Origin of the sequence: Streptomyces sp. PT12 (assembly GCF_003311645.1) — a bacterium.
In the GTDB taxonomy this organism is placed as follows: Bacteria; Actinomycetota; Actinomycetes; order Streptomycetales; family Streptomycetaceae; genus Streptomyces.
Map to the genome: position 1 here is coordinate 1 of NZ_QEST01000019.1, position 15,470 is coordinate 15,470.

The 15,470-nt window shown below is 72.1% G+C and carries 14 protein-coding genes, 2 tRNA genes and 1 pseudogene; 11 read left to right on the plus strand and 6 right to left on the minus strand.

The window, feature by feature from the left end; genetic code table 11:
• Positions 1 to 181: 181 nt before the first annotated feature.
• Positions 182 to 331: a hypothetical protein gene (locus DEH69_RS31210; RefSeq protein WP_181727214.1), complete on the minus strand. Its 150-nt coding sequence runs from the start codon at positions 329 to 331 to the stop codon at positions 182 to 184.
• Positions 332 to 643: 312 nt separating this feature from the next.
• Positions 644 to 3,241: an aminopeptidase N gene (gene pepN, locus DEH69_RS02165; RefSeq protein ID WP_113685152.1), complete on the minus strand. Its 2,598-nt coding sequence runs from the start codon at positions 3,239 to 3,241 to the stop codon at positions 644 to 646.
• A 159-nt stretch (positions 3,242 to 3,400) separates the two neighbouring features.
• On the opposite strand from pepN, the gene DEH69_RS02170 reads away from it, so the two are divergent.
• On the plus strand, positions 3,401 to 4,039 hold the full coding sequence (locus DEH69_RS02170) for a DsbA family protein (protein WP_113685153.1): 639 nt from the start codon (positions 3,401 to 3,403) through the stop codon (positions 4,037 to 4,039).
• 149 nt (positions 4,040 to 4,188) lie between these two features.
• Here the strand turns inward: DEH69_RS02170 and DEH69_RS02175 are convergent.
• A pseudogene (locus DEH69_RS02175) lies at positions 4,189 to 4,278 on the minus strand (superoxide dismutase); the annotation flags it as partial.
• A 191-nt stretch (positions 4,279 to 4,469) separates the two neighbouring features.
• Here DEH69_RS02175 and DEH69_RS02180 point away from each other — a divergent pair.
• The 3 genes from DEH69_RS02180 (at position 4,470) to DEH69_RS02190 (ending at position 6,435) form a co-directional block, all read left to right on the plus strand.
• Positions 4,470 to 5,060: a biotin transporter BioY gene (locus DEH69_RS02180; protein WP_113685154.1), complete on the plus strand. Its 591-nt coding sequence runs from the start codon at positions 4,470 to 4,472 to the stop codon at positions 5,058 to 5,060.
• Between the two features lie 70 nt (positions 5,061 to 5,130).
• Positions 5,131 to 5,607 carry a ribose-5-phosphate isomerase gene (locus tag DEH69_RS02185; RefSeq protein WP_113685155.1) on the plus strand — a complete coding sequence of 159 codons (477 nt, stop codon included), beginning with the start codon at positions 5,131 to 5,133 and terminating at the stop codon, positions 5,605 to 5,607.
• A 6-nt stretch (positions 5,608 to 5,613) separates the two neighbouring features.
• A complete protein-coding gene (locus DEH69_RS02190) occupies positions 5,614 to 6,435 on the plus strand; it encodes an Fpg/Nei family DNA glycosylase (protein WP_113685156.1) in 822 nt (273 codons plus the stop codon).
• Between the two features lie 164 nt (positions 6,436 to 6,599).
• On the opposite strand, the gene DEH69_RS02195 is transcribed toward DEH69_RS02190, so the two are convergent.
• Positions 6,600 to 7,829: a GNAT family N-acetyltransferase gene (locus DEH69_RS02195; RefSeq protein ID WP_113685157.1), complete on the minus strand. Its 1,230-nt coding sequence runs from the start codon at positions 7,827 to 7,829 to the stop codon at positions 6,600 to 6,602.
• Positions 7,830 to 7,953: 124 nt separating this feature from the next.
• Between DEH69_RS02195 and DEH69_RS02200 the strand changes: the two genes are divergently transcribed.
• Both DEH69_RS02200 and DEH69_RS02205 read left to right on the plus strand, forming a co-directional pair.
• A complete protein-coding gene (locus tag DEH69_RS02200; RefSeq protein ID WP_113685158.1) occupies positions 7,954 to 9,108 on the plus strand; it encodes a PP2C family protein-serine/threonine phosphatase in 1,155 nt (384 codons plus the stop codon).
• A 179-nt stretch (positions 9,109 to 9,287) separates the two neighbouring features.
• Entirely contained in the window at positions 9,288 to 10,046 is a 759-nt protein-coding gene (locus tag DEH69_RS02205; RefSeq protein ID WP_258534378.1) for a murein hydrolase activator EnvC, read from the plus strand.
• Here DEH69_RS02205 and DEH69_RS02210 read toward each other — a convergent pair.
• Complete coding sequence (locus DEH69_RS02210; RefSeq protein ID WP_113685185.1) at positions 10,036 to 11,289, minus strand: acyltransferase family protein; 1,254 nt, start codon at positions 11,287 to 11,289, stop codon at positions 10,036 to 10,038. The two genes, DEH69_RS02205 and DEH69_RS02210, sit on opposite strands and share 11 nt — an antisense overlap.
• Before the next feature lie 484 nt (positions 11,290 to 11,773).
• Here DEH69_RS02210 and DEH69_RS02215 point away from each other — a divergent pair, with 484 nt between their 5' ends.
• Complete coding sequence (locus tag DEH69_RS02215; RefSeq protein ID WP_077061373.1) at positions 11,774 to 11,992, plus strand: hypothetical protein; 219 nt, start codon at positions 11,774 to 11,776, stop codon at positions 11,990 to 11,992.
• A gap of 53 nt (positions 11,993 to 12,045) precedes the next feature.
• Here the strand turns inward: DEH69_RS02215 and DEH69_RS02220 are convergent.
• A tRNA-Gly gene (locus DEH69_RS02220) sits at positions 12,046 to 12,116 on the minus strand.
• 115 nt (positions 12,117 to 12,231) lie between these two features.
• Here DEH69_RS02220 and DEH69_RS02225 point away from each other — a divergent pair.
• From DEH69_RS02225 to DEH69_RS02240, 4 genes are all read left to right on the plus strand, one after another.
• Positions 12,232 to 12,308 (plus strand) — tRNA-Pro (locus tag DEH69_RS02225).
• Positions 12,309 to 12,410: 102 nt separating this feature from the next.
• Positions 12,411 to 13,859: a trigger factor gene (tig, locus tag DEH69_RS02230; RefSeq protein ID WP_113685160.1), complete on the plus strand. Its 1,449-nt coding sequence runs from the start codon at positions 12,411 to 12,413 to the stop codon at positions 13,857 to 13,859.
• A gap of 150 nt (positions 13,860 to 14,009) precedes the next feature.
• Positions 14,010 to 14,612 carry an ATP-dependent Clp protease proteolytic subunit gene (locus tag DEH69_RS02235; protein WP_113685186.1) on the plus strand — a complete coding sequence of 201 codons (603 nt, stop codon included), beginning with the start codon at positions 14,010 to 14,012 and terminating at the stop codon, positions 14,610 to 14,612.
• A gap of 64 nt (positions 14,613 to 14,676) precedes the next feature.
• Positions 14,677 to 15,327 carry an ATP-dependent Clp protease proteolytic subunit gene (locus DEH69_RS02240; RefSeq protein ID WP_113685161.1) on the plus strand — a complete coding sequence of 217 codons (651 nt, stop codon included), beginning with the start codon at positions 14,677 to 14,679 and terminating at the stop codon, positions 15,325 to 15,327.
• Positions 15,328 to 15,470 lie beyond the last annotated feature (143 nt).

Below are 15,470 nucleotides of genomic sequence, written 5' to 3' on the forward strand. Positions count from 1 at the left end.
GGCCTGACCATCAAACCTTAGCCAAAGGCGTCACCACGAGTTCAACCTCAGTAACCACATACAGGTACTTGCCTTGCGCAACACCGCGTTGGAAGCCGAGAACGCCCCCCCACACCGTCGAGATGGATCACCGTTCCATGCGGCATTCGGGAACGGGACACCCTGACAGGCCGCATAACACTCAAGTCCACCCAGTACAGGGTCTTCGGGGCGTCGTCGTGTGGTCCCTGTCCAGCGCCGCGCGGGCGACGTGGAGGTGGTGGGCGCACTCCTTTGTCGCGCCGGTCTTCGACAGCGTGCGGGCGGTGCGGGCGGCCAGCATGGCGTGCATGCGCGGAGTCGCCTTGTGCCTCACCTGCTCTTGGGCCGTCTGAAGGAGCGATACCGCCCTACCCGCCTGTCCGGGGGCGGAATAGCACTGGATCGCGGCGAACGAGAGGGCATAGGCCCCGCTGATCGGATCACCGGCCTCGGCGGAGGCCCGGAGGGAGCCGTCGAAGAAGCGCTGGGCAACACCGGGGCGGCTCTGGTCGAAGGCCGCCCACGCGACCTGCCGAGCCGCCTCGGACGCCATCGCATGCCAGAGGAGGCCGTCGCCGCCCGCGCCGCCACGGCCTCACACGTCCCGCCTCGGGACCCGAGGTCAGCTGTCCCGGCGCCGCGCCGCCAGGGCGCGCGCCGTGTCGTCGCGCGCCTCCGCGACGAGGCGCCGCAGCGCGGGCGGCGCGTCCGCGTGCGCCGTGAGCCACGCGTCGGTCGCGTCGAGCACGGGCTCCGGGTCGCCCAGCGACGGATAGAGCCCCGACACGATCGACATCGCGATCTCGATCGTCCGCTCCGACCACACGCGCGTCAGCGCGTCGAAGTACCGTGGCGCGTAAGGCGCGAGCAGGTCCCGCTGGCTCGACTGCGCGAAGCCGTCGATCGTGGCCTCCACCAGCGCGTTGGACAGCCGGTCCGCCTCCACGACCTCAGCCCACGCGCGCTCCTTGATCTCGGCCGAGGGCCGCGCCGCCAGGCAGCGCACCTGGTGCCGGTGGCCCGACGCCGTGTCGTCGCGCGCCAGCTCGGCCTCGATCTCCGCCTCGCCCGCGTGGCCGTGCGCCGCCATCGGCCGCAGGAACGTCCAGCGCAGCTCCTGGTCCACATCGAGCCCTTCGATCCTCGCGGTGCCCGCGAGCAGCCCGGCGAGCAGCTGGAAGTCCGCGTCCGACGCGGCGCAGCCCGCGAAGAAGCGGGCCCACGCCAGCTGGAGGTCGCCCCCGGGCGCGGCCCGCCGCAGCTCGCCCAGCGCGGTGCGCGCCAGCGCGGCGCCCGCCGCGTCCCTGCGCTCGGGCGCGCTGTAGTGCACGAGCGCGGTGCGCGCCCAGCTGTGCACCATCTGGAGCACGCCGACCTGGTCCTCGGCGCCCGCGAACCGGCCCACCAGGTCGAGGAATTCGCGCGCGGGCAGCAGCCCGTCGCGCGTCAGGTTCCACAGCGCGGACCAGCACAGCGCCCGCGCCAGCGGGTCGGCGACATCGCCGAGCCCCTCGCGCAGCCCGGCCAGGGACGCCTCGTCGAACCGCGCCTTGCAGTAGGTCAGATCGTCGTCGTTGACCAGGATGAACAGCGGCGCCTCATGCCCCGCCAGCTCGGGAACGGTCGCGCTCGGGCCCGTCACGTCCACCTCGGCACGCGCGTAGCGCACCACGGGCCCGCCCGGCTCGTCGCGCCGGTAGAGGCCCACGGCGACGCGGTGCGGGCGCAGCGTCGGATGGCTGTCCTGGGCGGCCTCCTGGAAGACCGTCAGCTCCAGGATCCGCCCGTCCGCGCCATATGTGGCCGCGGGCGTCAGGGTGTTGACGCCCGCGGTCTGGAGCCACGCCTTGGCCCACTCGCCCATGTCGCGCCCCGAGACCTCGGCGAGCACGGCGAGGAGGTCGTCGAGGCGCGTGTTGCCGAACGCGTGGCGCTTGAAGTAACGCCTCGCGCCCTCGAGAAACGCCTCGCGCCCCACATACGCCACCAGCTGCTTGAGCACCGAGGCGCCCTTGGCGTAGGTGATGCCGTCGAAGTTGAGCTTGGCGTCCTGGAGGTCGCGGATGTCCGCGGTGATCGGGTGCGTCGACGACAGCTGGTCGGCCCGGTAGGCCCACGCCTTGCGGCGGTTGGCGAACGCGATCCACCCCTCGTCGAACCGCGTCGCCTCCACGAGCGAGAACGCGCCCATGAAGTCCGCGAACGACTCCTTGAGCCACAGGTCGTCCCACCACTCCATGGTCACCAGGTCGCCGAACCACATGTGCGCCATCTCGTGCAGCAGCGTGTTCGCCCGCCCCTGGTACGCCGCCCGCGTGGTGCGCCCGCGGAAGACATACTCCTCGCGGAACGTCACAAGCCCGGGGTTCTCCATCGCGCCGAGGTTGTACTCGGGCACGAACGCCTGGTCGTAGGTGCCGAACGGGTACGGGTAGCCGAAGTGGTCGTGGAAGAAGTCGAGCCCCTGCTTGGTGAGCAGAAAGATCTCGTCCGCGTCGAAGTGCCTGGCCAGGCCCTTGCGGCACAGCGCGCCCAGCGGGATCTCCAGAGCGGCCCCGTCGGGCAGCTCGCGCCGGTAGTGGTCGCGCACATAGTGGTAGGGGCCCGCGACCACCGCGGTGATATAGGTCGAGATGGGCAGCGTGGGGGCGAACGTCCACGTCGCCGCGCCGTCGCCCAGCGGCTCGCGCCCGGTCTCCGCGCCGTTGCTGAGCACGGTCCACGCCTCGGGCGCGGTGACGCGGAAGGTGAACGGGGCCTTCAGATCAGGCTGTTCGAAGTTCGCGAAGACCCGGCGCGCGTCCGCGGGCTCGTACTGGGTGTAGAGGTAGACCTCGCCGTCCTCCGGGTCGGCGAAGTGGTGCATCCCCTCGCCGGTGCGGCTGTACGCGCACGCGGCGTCCACGGTCAGCTCGTTCTCCGCGGCGAGGTCGGCCAGCAGCACGCGCGTGCCGTCGAAGACGCGGTCCACCGGCAGCGACACCCCGTTGAGCGTCACCGAGTGCACGTGCGGCGCCAGCAGGTCGGCGAACGTCGTCGCGCCGGGCTCGGCGCACGCGAAGCGGATCGTGGTCGTCGAGCGGAACGTCCTCGGCCCGGCGCCGGGCGCGGGCCCCGGGCCGGTCGCGGACCTGAGGTCGAGTGCCACCTCGTACCCGTGGACGCTCAGCACCCTGGCCCGCTCGCGGGCCTCGTCACGGGTCAGATTCTCTCCTGGCACAGCGACACTCCTTCGTCCGTGGCGGTGTCCGTCTTGTCCCTCCGTGGGCGCGAGTCAGGATGTCATGGCCCCCTTGCGCCGCGCATCGCGGAATGCGCCGGGGCGCGCACGCGTTGAAGCTGCGCCAGGCGTGCCGTTCGCACAAGGAGATGAAAAGACATGCCCGAGACCGCAGAGAAGACGCCCGCCGACTTCTGGTTCGACCCGCTCTGTCCGTGGGCCTGGATGACGTCGCGCTGGATGCTCGAGGTCGAGAAGGTGCGCCCGGTCCAGGTCCGCTGGCACGTGATGAGCCTCGCGGTGCTCAACGAGCCGAGGATGGACGAGGTGCCCGAGGAGTACCGCGAGTTCATGCGCAACGCGTGGGGCCCGGTCCGCGTGTGCATCGCGGCGGAGCAGGCCCATGGCAACGACGTGCTCGGCCCGCTCTACACGGCGCTCGGCACCCGCGCGCACAACGGCGGCGAGAAGCTGGAGCGCGAGGTGATCGTCGAGGCCCTTGAGGAGGCCGGGCTGCCCGCCGAGCTGGCGGACGCGGCGGACTCGGACGCCTATGACGCGGAGCTGCGCGCGTCGCACAAGGAGGGCATCGACCTCGTCGGCCAGGACGTCGGCACGCCCGTGATCGCCGTTCCTGGCGCGGACGGCGAGCAGATCGCGTTCTTCGGCCCCGTCGTCACCCCGGCTCCCAAGGGCGAGGCGGCGGCGCAGCTGTGGGACGGCACGCTCCTGGTCGCCTCGATCCCCGGCTTCTACGAGATCAAGCGCACCAGGACGGTCGGCCCGCAGTTCGACTGAGGGCCGCGGCGTCTCCCCGTGGGGCGGTGAGCCCGGTGAATCGGCCCCCGCGCGATGCCTCCGCGCGGGGGCCGTTCCCCTGGTCCGTCCGCCTGCCCGGTGGTGCGGTGAGAAGACGATCAGGCGGCCGGGGGGTCCTTGGGCGGCCTTCAGAGGGCGATCAGCAGGGCGTTCGCCCGCTCCCTGGCCGCCGTGTACCGCTCGGCGACATCCTGCCAGTTCACCACGCGCCACATGGCCGGGGCGAAGACGCGACGGCACCGTTGCCCGCACCCACTAATTGCGAGTTCTTTGCAACAGCACGGTACCAGCGGAGAGCCCTGGCGGTGTCGTCAACATCACCCCGTCGAGGCACGGGGCTTGGGCTAGCGTCGGTGGGCACCCCCGGGTGCCGAACCGTTCCGTCCCCGACTCCACCGAGGAGCCGCCCATGAGCACCGCCGTTCTCGCCGATCTGCTGCCCGCCGCCACCCTGCCCCGCGCGCGGGCGCGCGATGCCGCGCTGGTCGTCGGCGGAGCCGCGCTCACCGGGCTCGCCGCGCAGCTCGCGGTGCCGGTGCCGGGCAGCCCGGTCCCGGTCACCGGGCAGACGTTCGCCGCGCTGCTCATCGGCGCCTCGCTCGGCCCGGCGCGCGCTTTCGCCTCGCTCCTGCTCTACGCGCTGGTCGGCATGGCGGGCATGCCGTGGTTCTCCGATGGCGCCTCCGGCTGGTCCATGCCGTCCTTCGGCTACATCATCGGCATGACCGCCGCCGCCGTGGCCGTCGGCGCCCTCGCCCGCCGCGGCGGCGACCGCACCGCGCCGCGCACCGCGGGCACGATGCTCGTCGGCATGGCGATCACCTACGCCGTCGGCGTTCCCTACCTCGCCCTCGACACCGGCATGTCGGCGGCCGAGGCGATCGACGCCGGTCTGACGCCGTTCCTCGTCGGCGACGCGCTCAAGGCGGCCCTCGCGATGGGCGCCCTGCCGCTCGCCTGGCGCCTCGTCCGCCCCGGCGACGCCGACGACGAGCGCTGACACCGCGTCGGGGAAGCGCGTCGGGGAGACCGCCGAACGGCGCTCTCCCCGGCCGTGCCAGACTCGACCCATGCGCGTCTACCTCGGCTCCGACCACGCGGGTTACGAACTCAAGAGCCATCTGACCGACTGGCTGAAGGGCCATGGCCACGAGCCGGTCGACTGCGGCCCCCACCACTACGACCCCGCCGACGACTACCCCCCGTACTGCCTGCGCACCGCCGAACGCACCGTGGCCGACCCCGGATCGCTCGGCATCGTGATCGGCGGCTCGGGCAACGGCGAGGCCATCGCCGCCAACAAGGTGCGCGGCGCCCGCTGCGCGCTGGCCTGGAGCGAGGAGACCGCCCGCCTCGCCCGCCTCCACAACGACGCCAACCTCCTGAGCCTCGGCGCCCGCATGCACACCACCGACGAGGCCACGTCGTATGTCGCGGTGTTCCTGGCGACCGAGTTCACCGGCGAGGAGCGCCACAGCCGCCGCATCGCCATGCTCGCGGGCTACGAGGCCGACGGCACCATTCCCCCCGCCCCCGAGCTGGACTGAGCGCCCGTGCCGGAAGGCCACACCATCCACCGGCTCGCCGCCGCGTACGGCGAGCGCTTCGGCGGCGGCGCCCCGGTGCGAGCCCGTTCCCCCCAGGGCAAGTTCGCCGACGGCGCCGCCCTGCTCGACGGCCAGCCCCTCACCGCGGCCGAGGCGCACGGCAAGCACCTCTTCCTCGGCTTCACCGGCGTCGGCTGGGTGCACGTCCACCTGGGCCTCTACGGCAAGGTGGCGTTCGGCGAGGGCCCAGCCCCCGCGCCCGTCGGCCAGGTCAGGCTCCGCCTCGCCACCGCCGAGCACTGGGCCGACCTGCGCGGGCCCGCCCGCTGCGCGCTCGTCACCGACGCCGAGAAGCGCGCCGTCATCGACCGCCTCGGCCCCGACCCGCTGCGCGCGGGCGAGCCGGGCCAGGACGCCGAACGGGCCTGGCCCCGCGTCACGGGCCGCCGCGTCGCCATCGCCGAGCTGCTGCTCGACCAGCGCGTCATCGCCGGGGCCGGGAACATCTACCGCGCCGAGGTCCTCTTCCGCCGCGGCATCGACCCGCACCGCCCGGGCGGCGGCCTCACGCGCCGCGAGTGGGACGCCATCTGGGACGACCTCGTCGCGCTCATGCGCGAGGGCGTGCGCGCCGGGCGCATCGACACCGTGAGACCCGAGCACACCCCCGAGGCCATGGGCCGCCCGCCGCGCCAGGACGAGCACGGCGGCGAGGTCTATGTCTACCGCCGCGCCGGGGCGCCGTGCCACGTGTGCACAACGCCCGTGCGCACCGCCGTGCTCGCCGCGAGGAACCTCTTCTGGTGCCCCGTGTGCCAGCCGCGGTGACCCCTTCCACCCCCGGGGCCACCCCCGTTCCGCCCCCGGTGCCCTCTCAGGCCAAGAGCCTCCCGGGTGTCGGTGCGGGGCCGTATTCTCGGCCTTCACGACACCGGGAGGGTGGGCCTGTGCCGTCAGATGTGCCGTCAGATGTGCCGTCAGGTGTGGGGTCGTCAGAACGTATGGGGGAGCCAGGGCGCGAGCTGGCCGGTGAACGCCGCGCCCGCCGCCGCGAGCGCGCCCGCGCGCCGCTCGCCGACCAGCCCCGCCCCGGCGAGCGAGGCCAGCGAGACGCCCCCGAGATAGGCCGCGCCCAGGGCCCGCACCGGAAGCGCCAGATCCGCCGCGTCCCCGGTGCGGGCGCACACCGCGCCGCCTGGCCCGCCGGACAGCCGCCAGCGCCCGGCGTTCCACGGGCACATGTCGTCGGTGACGTCGAGCACCACATCGAGCTCGGTCGTGTAGGAGCGCGCGGCCAGCGCCGCGCCCACGTCGACCGGCCTGAGATACATCCGGTCCTGGACCCGCAGCTCGCACCGGCGCACATCCGACACCAGGTGCAGCAGCGGCGCGTCCACCGGCAGATCGCGCAGCACGACCGTGCTCATCAGGTCGATCTCCGCGAGATAGCGCAGGAGCGCCGCATACGCCTCGGGCGTGGCCGCCTCCAGATCGCGCACCACCACCGCGCCCTCTGGCCCCGCCTCGGCGAACCTCGGCCTGAGGGCATAGCGCGCATAGCCGAGCAGCTCCCCCTCGCGCTCCGCCAGCACACACCGGCGCGCGGACGCCCCCTCGCGCTCCCCGGGAGGATCGAGCAACGGCAGCCGCTCCCAGCCGGGCAGCCGCTCCAGCATCCCGGGCCGCCGCGGCACGAGGCGCGCGTACAGCTCCTCGCAGCGCCGCGCCGCCCGCGCCGGGTCCTCCACGCGCAGCGCGATGTCGTCCGCCCCCGCGGGCGCGTTCACCGCCACCCTGGCCGTGTCGATCGTGGCGAGCATCCGCCATGTCGCCGCCCCGAAGCCGAAGCGGCCGTAGATGCCCGGCTCCGACGCGGTCAGCACGGCCAGCGGCTCGCCCGCCTCGCGGTAGTCGTCCAGGGCCCTGCGCATCATCAGGCGCAGCAGCCCGCGCCGCCTGTGGGTGGCCGCGACATGCACCATCGTGACCCCCGCTGCGGACACCACGGCCCCGCCAGGCACCGAGACCCGCAGCGCGAACGTCCCGAGCGAGCCCACCACCCGGTCCCCGTCCCACACCCCGAGCGAACGGTCGAGGTCGACAAGCTCGTGCCACAGGCGGCGTTCATCGGCCGACTCCTTCAGCCCGCCGAAGGCCCACTCGAGCCCCGCGTACCACGCGTCGAAATCGTCCTTGGACACCGTCCGCAGCTTCGTCGTCATGCGCCCATGCCTACCAGGGGGCGCGACGCGGGGCGAGGAGGTTTCCGCGCGGGCGCCCGGGCCGAGGCCCTCGCGGGGCCAGGGGTTCGACGCGGCGCCGAACGGGTGGATAGGGTCGCAGGTCATGGCGCGCGGCAGTAGGACGGCACTCTTGAGGGCCAGGCGGGAGAGGGCCCACAAGACGGTCCACCGCCTGCGCACGGGGCTGCGCCGTTCCGCCGTCGACTACTTCAGGGGCGGCGGCTCCGAGTGGCTGGCGTTCCTCGCCCTCTTCCTGACCGTCCCCGTCTTCACCGGGGCCACCGTCGTCTGGCCCGCCTGGTGCCCGCCCGAGGCGCTTGTCCTGCCCCTGGTCGCGGGCGGCCTGCTGCTGCGGCCCGCCAGCCTGCTCGGGCTCTACGCCATCGCCGCCACCGCGCTCGTGCTCGAGACCGCGCTCATCGAGGCGCGGGACGTCAGCCCCGACCCCGTGCGCCCCGGATCCATCCTCGTGGTGGCCGCCGTGGCGCTGATCGGCCTGCTCATCGCCCAGTTCCGCAGCCGCGTCGGCGTGCCGTGGCGGCGTGGCGGCACGATGCTGTTCGACCTGCGCGAGCGGATCCGCGCCCAGAGCGCGCTGCCTCCGCTGCCCAAGGGCTGGCACCGCGAGATGTCGCTGCGCCCCGCGGGCGGCCAGTCGTTCTCGGGCGACTTCGTCGTCGCCGCCCGCACCGGGCCCGAGGGCCGCACGCTCGAGGTCGTCCTCACCGACGTCTCGGGCAAGGGCATGGACGCGGCCTCCCGCTCGCTGCTGCTCTCGGGCGCGTTCGGCGGCCTGCTCGGCTCGCTGCCGCCGCACCAGTTCCTGCCCGCGGCCAACGGCTATCTGCTGCGCCAGAGCTGGGACGAGGGCTTCGCGACCTCCATCCACCTGGTGCTCGACCTCGACACCGGCGACTACGAGCTGATATCCGCGGGACACCTGCCGGGCGTCCAGCTCAGCGCCGGGACGGGCCGCTGGCAGGAGATCGCCGCCGAGGGCCCGCTCCTCGGGGTCTACGACGGCGCGGAGTTCCACCCGGCGAAGGGCACGCTGCGCCGCGGTGATGTGCTCATGCTGTTCACCGACGGGCTCGTCGAGCGCTCCGACCGCGACCTGTCCGACGGCATCGACCGCCTCACCGGCGAGGCCGACCGCTATGTCACCACGGGCTTCCGCGGCGCCGCGTGGCACCTGATCGAGGCCGTCGCCAAGGACGTCAACGACGACCGCGCCCTCCTGCTGATCAGCCGCGAGTGATCGGCCGCGAGTGATCACCCGGCGGGGCGGATTGCCCCGCGCGCCGCCTGACGGCACGGCAGGCCGTCATGAGCTGGGCCGATCACACACGGTGCGGGCGCCCCCGTGTCCGCCGATCGGCGGCGGCCCACCCGACCGCCCTGATGCGCCGCGCGGCGCGCTGCCGTTGGCTCGGAGCCATGACCGATGCCCCCGCCACACACCCCGGCACACCCCACGCGCGCCCCGCGCGCCACCGTGCCATGACCGGGCTTCAGCGCGCCATGAACCGGCGTCAGCGCCCCACGGAGCAACGCCCCACCGGCAGGCGCCTGAGCCACCGCGCCATCGGCTGCACCCTGCTCGGCGCCCTGGTGATAACGGGCCCCGTGACCGTCCAGGCCGTCGGCCACGGCGCCGAGGCGCAGGGCCCGCTGGGCCCCGAGCCGTTCGGCACCGGGCTCTACGACCTGCCGCTCGCGCCCCTCGGCCCGGTCGGGCCCGTGGTGCCGCGCGACCCCTTCTGGGGCCTGTTCTCCGCCGACGCGTGGGCCGACTCGTGGACGGCCCCGGTCAGCGGCCACCCCGTCTCGGCCGCCTATGGCATCACAGGGGGCTGGGCGGCCGGATACCACACGGGCATCGACTGGGCCACGCCCACGGGCACCACCGTTCGGTCCGTCGGCCCCGGCACCGTCGTGCTCGCCGGGGAGGCGGGCGACTACGGAAACGCCGTCATCATCAAGATGACCGACGGCTACTACGCCCTCTACGCGCACCTCTCCTCGGTCGCGGTCCGCGTGGGCCAGCAGGTCTCGGGCGGCACCCAGGTGGGGGAGAGCGGCGACACGGGCCGCAGCACGGGGCCGCACCTGCACTTCGAGGTCAGAGCGGGCGAGAACTACGGCAGCGACGTCGACCCCGTCGCCTACCTCGCCCGGCACGGCGTCACGGTCTGACGGGCTGCCCCGAGGCGTTCCGCTCCCGCGCCTCGCCCTCACGCTCCCGCGCCTCGCCCTCACGCTCCCGCGCCTCGCCCTCACGCTCCCGCGCTTCCGGAGCCGCCCCGCGCGCCTCGACCCCGCGCGCCTCCCGCGCCTCCCGCTCCCGCGCCTCGCGCCTGAACGCCCAGCTCATCGACGGCTCCACCAGGAAGCGGAACGCCCGGCGCACCGGCGGCGTGCACAGCACGGTGATCACCACCGCGCCGATCCCGGTCACCGCCACGACCCCACCAGGGGTGGCGACCCACGGGGCCTCGTACCAGTCCCACCAGCGCGAGCCCTTGGCCACGAAGCCGTGCAGCAGATACCCGTACACCGTCCCCGCGCCCAGCACGGTGAACCAGGTGCGCCCCGTCGGCACCCACGCCAGGAAGCACACCGTCAGCACCAGGCCGCAGCCGAAGAGCGCCAGGCTCATCACCACGCCGACCGACCACGGCTGCCCCAACTCCTGGGCGCTGTGCGTGCGGTAGAACCAGCCGTGCTCCATGCGCGGCGCCGCCCAGTACGCTATGGCGAGCGCCGCCGCCACCACGGGAACCGACGCGAGCCGCACCTCGCGCCGCCGCGCCCACGCGAAGTGCTCGCGCCGCGCCAGGAGTCCGAGCACGAAGAACGGCAGGAACTGGAGCACGCGCTGGATGTTGAGGTCGTTCCCCAGGTGCGGGGAGACCGCGGCGAGTGCGGCGATCACCAGCGCCACCGGCAGCGGCCACCTGATGAGCTTCCACACCGGCGCGGTCAGCCGCCAGATGAACAGCGCGATCAGGAACCAGGTGACGTAGTAGGGGTCGAGCAGGCTGATGGGGTAGTCGGGGTCGTCGTCGCCCCAGCGCTTGAAGAGGACATACAGCGTGTCGAACACCAGGAACGGCACCAGGATCCCGGCCATCAGCCGCCGCAGCTGGTCGGGCCGCCCGGCGAACGACCGGGAGAAATACCCCGCGATCAGGATGAACGCGGGCATATGGAACGTGTAGACGAAGACATAGAGCGCGGAGGCGGCCCTGGAGTCGTCGCGCAGCGGGGTCCAGGCGTGCCCCATGGCGACGAGCAGGATCGCCAGGTACTTCGCGTTGTCGAAGAAGGGGTCGCGCGGCTTCACCCGCGGCGGATCGTCCGTGACTGACGGTGGGGGGTCGGCCGCCGTCGCCCGGACCGCGGGCAGGGAGGCTCGTTGATTACGGACGTGCAACATCGTCCACACGCTAGCGCTTTTCCCCGCGACCGGTAAATCCTCGTGACAACTCTCACCGACATCGCGTGGCCGACACCGCTCGCCACCCCGCGCGAGGGCGGGTCATGACGACATGGATCGCCCGAGCGCCCGAAATGCCGTGAAGTGACCGGCTTATATGGGTCGTATCGCCCAACTCCGCCCGCCCGCAGGACACCTGCGCGCCGCGCGTTAATCGGCTCGCCGGGATTTCTCGCGCCCGAAGTGTGCCGCTGCTGTGTGGGCCCATCGAATTCCCCGTGACCGCACGCCTCATGCATCACGGGGCGATAACGTTCAACGTCGGTACCTAGGTGGGGGTCGGGCCCTGAGGCGAAGGTGAACGGTGCGTCACCGCCCTCCACGCGCCGTCGTGTTGATGGCACGATGGTGCCTGCGGGGGTGCGGCGGCCGTGGTCAAGCCCCCGGACGAGCAGAGGCGAAGCTTCCGAAGGTGTGATCAGTTGTGGTTATCTCGTTCTCTCTGGCCCTGCTGTTCGGCGTGATCATGTTCTTCATGATCCGCGGCGGGGTCATCAAGTGGGGACCGGCCATCGTGGCGATCCTCTTCGGCTTCTCCCTCGCCTCCACCGGGGCGGCCGACCCCATAGAGGACTTCCTCAACGGGGTCACCGACGCCGTGGACAACGTCGACGACTCCATCAACGACTCGGGCGGCGAATAGACGAAGGCCCGGCCCCCCGCGGTGAGACGACGAGGGCGCCGGGCCAAGAACCGAGCGGGCGACGGGAATCGAACCCGCGTAGCTGGTTTGGAAGACCAGGGCTCTACCATTGAGCTACGCCCGCGACGGTGAGCATCGTAGCAGCGGCGGGCGCCCCATCGCCCGCCTCCGCCGGGGTCCCCCGGCGGAGGCGACCGCGTGCGGGCCTGTACGCTACGTGTCGCGTCGTGAGCCTTCAGCGGGGTGTGGCGCAGCTTGGCAGCGCGTCCGCTTTGGGAGCGGAAGGCCGTCGGTTCGAATCCGGCCACCCCGACCACGTACTATGAATAACTCGCGCGCCTGAGGCGTGCCCGCGCGACGATTCGGGCCGCCAGGACCCGTGCCCGACCTCTTGATGTCAGCCCCAAGGAGACCGACCGTGAAGAGCGCCGTGGAGACCCTGAACCCCACCCGGGTTCGGCTCACTGTCGAGGTGCCCTTCGAGGAGCTCAAGCCCAGCCTCGACGCGGCGTACCGGAAGATCAACCAGCAGGTGCAGGTGCCCGGCTTCCGCAGGGGCAAGATCCCGGCGCGCATCATCGACCAGCGGTTCGGCCGCGGGGCGGTCCTCGAGGAGGCGGTCAACGACGCGCTTCCCAAGCTCTACAGCGAGGCGGTCTCCGAGGGTGAGATCAACCCCCTGGGCCAGCCCGACGTGGACATCAAGGAGCTGAAGGACAACGAGCTGCTGACGTTCACCGCCGAGGTCGACATCCGCCCCGAGATCGAGATCCCCGACTACACGGGCATCGAGGTCACCGTCGACGCGGCCGAGGTCGCCGACGAGGACGTGGACTCCGCCGTCGAGCGGCTGCGCCAGCGCTTCGCCACCACCACGGTCGTCGAGCGCGCCGCCGCGGAAGGCGATGTCGTCAAGATCGACCTTGAGGCCCGCGTCGACGGCGAGGTGCTCGACGACGGCGTCGCCTCGGGGGTCAGCTACACGATCGGCTCAGGCCAGATGCTCGACGGGCTCGACGAGGCCGTCACCGGGCTTGAGGCAGGCGGCACCGCGACGTTCACCAGCGAGCTCAAGGGCGGCTCGGCCGCCGGGCGCGAGGCCGAGGTCACGGTCACCGTCGAGACGGTCTCGTCGCGCGAGCTGCCCGAGCTCGACGACGACTTCGCCCAGCTGGCAAGCCAGTTCGACACGCTCGACGAGCTGCGCGACGACAGCCGCCGCCGGCTGGTCGACGAGCGGAAGTACCAGCAGGCCACCGAGGCCCAGGAGAAGGTGCTCGACGCCCTGCTTGAGCTGGTCGAGGTCCCGATCCCGCAGAAGCTGCTCGCCGACGAGATCGAGACCCGCACGCACAACCTCGAGCACCACCAGCTGGCCCAGCTCGGCATGGACCTCGACGCCTACCTCTCCCTCCAGGAGAAGACGCGCGAGGAGTTCGAGGCCGAGCTGCGCGAGCAGGCAGAGAAGGGGATCCGCACCCAGTTCGTGCTCGACGAGATCGCCAAGGTCGAGAAGCTCAACGTCAGCCAGGAGGAGCTCACCGAGCACCTCATGCGCAGGGCGCAGTCCTCGGGCATGAGCCCCGACCAGTTCGCCAAGGCCGTCGTCGAGGGCGGCCAGGTGCCGATGCTGGTCGGCGAGGTCAGCCGCGGCAAGGCCCTCGCGGTCGTGGTCGAGCACGTCACGGTGACCGACTCCAACGGCGAGACGGTGCACCTCGACGACGAGGACGAGGACGCGGCGGAGACCGCGGCGGACGAGACCGAGGAGGCCCAGGCCGCCGACGAGACCAGGGCCGCCGACGACACCGCGACCGCCGACGAGACCAGGGCCGCCGACGCGGGCGACGCGGACACCCGCGCCTGACACCCTGCGCTCACAGCGAACAGTTCCCAGGTCGGGATGGGTCGATCGGCACCGCGCGTTAGGGTCCGTAGATACAACGCAGATGCCAAGTGACGGCCGGGCGGCTGCCTGGCCGTCCGAGAATGAGCAGGTGGATACGTGACGCTCTCGATGCCCTCCGCCATGGCGGAGCCGACGAACGGCAGCCTCGGCGATCAGGTCTACAACCGGCTGCTCAACGAGCGGATCATCTTCCTCGGCCAGCCGGTGGACGACGACATCGCCAACCGGATCACCGCCCAGCTGCTGCTCCTCGCCGCCGATCCCGACAAGGACATCTGGCTCTACATCAACAGCCCCGGCGGCTCCATCACCGCGGGCATGGCCATCTACGACACCATGCAGTACATCAAGAACGACGTGGTGACGATCGCCATGGGCCTGGCCGCGTCGATGGGCCAGTTCCTGCTGACCGCGGGCGCCCCAGGCAAGCGCTACGCCCTGCCGAACGCCGAGGTGCTGATCCACCAGCCCTCCGCTGGCCTCGCGGGCTCCGCCTCTGACATCAAGATCCACGCCGAGCAGCTGCTGCGCACCAAGGCGAAGATGGCCAAGCTCTCGGCCCAGCACTCGGGCGTCAGCATCGAGCAGTGGGAGCGAGACGCCGACAGGGACCGCTGGTTCTCCGCCGAGGAGGCCCGGGACTACGGCCTGCTCGACCAGGTCATCACCAGCGCCGCGGACGTCGCGGGCGGTGGCGGCACGGGCGCCTGAGCGCTCGCGCCAGGCCCCAAGCCCTCGTTCGGACGCCCCCATACCCCAAGGCGGTACACACCCCATGAACTCCTTTCCAGGCTCCGGCCTCTACGACCGTCTCCCCGCCGAGTCCCGCTATGTGATCCCACGCTTCGTCGAGCGGACGTCACAGGGCGTGCGCGAGTACGACCCGTACGCCAAGCTCTTCGAGGAGCGCGTGATCTTCCTCGGCGTGCAGATCGACGACGCGTCGGCCAACGACGTGATGGCGCAGCTGCTCTGCCTCGAGTCGATGGACCCGGACCGCGACATCCAGATCTACATCAACAGCCCGGGTGGCTCGTTCACCGCGCTCACCGCGATCTACGACACGATGGAGTTCGTCAAGCCGGACGTCCAGACGGTCTGCATGGGCCAGGCGGCCTCCGCCGCGGCCGTGCTGCTCGCGGCGGGCACCAGGGGCAAGCGCATGGCCCTGCCGAACGCCAGGGTGCTGATCCACCAGCCGTACACCGAGACGGGCCGCGGCCAGGTCTCGGACCTGGAGATCGCCGCCCGCGAGGTGCAGCGCATGCGCACCCAGCTCGAGGAGATGCTGGCCAAGCACTCCACCCGTCCGATCGAGCAGATCAGCGACGACATCGAGCGTGACAAGATTCTCACCGCCGAGGAGGCGGTGGAGTACGGTCTGATCGACCAGATCGTGACCACGCGCACCTCGACGGCCGACTGAATCGGCCCCGCGCACAGCACCATGGCACACGACAACGCATGAGGACGACCGGCCACCCCCTTGTGACGGGAAGGCCCCGCGGAGGGGGATTCCCGTCAAGGGGGGCCACTGCGCCCCGGCGACAAGGTACCGTCGTCTTCAGA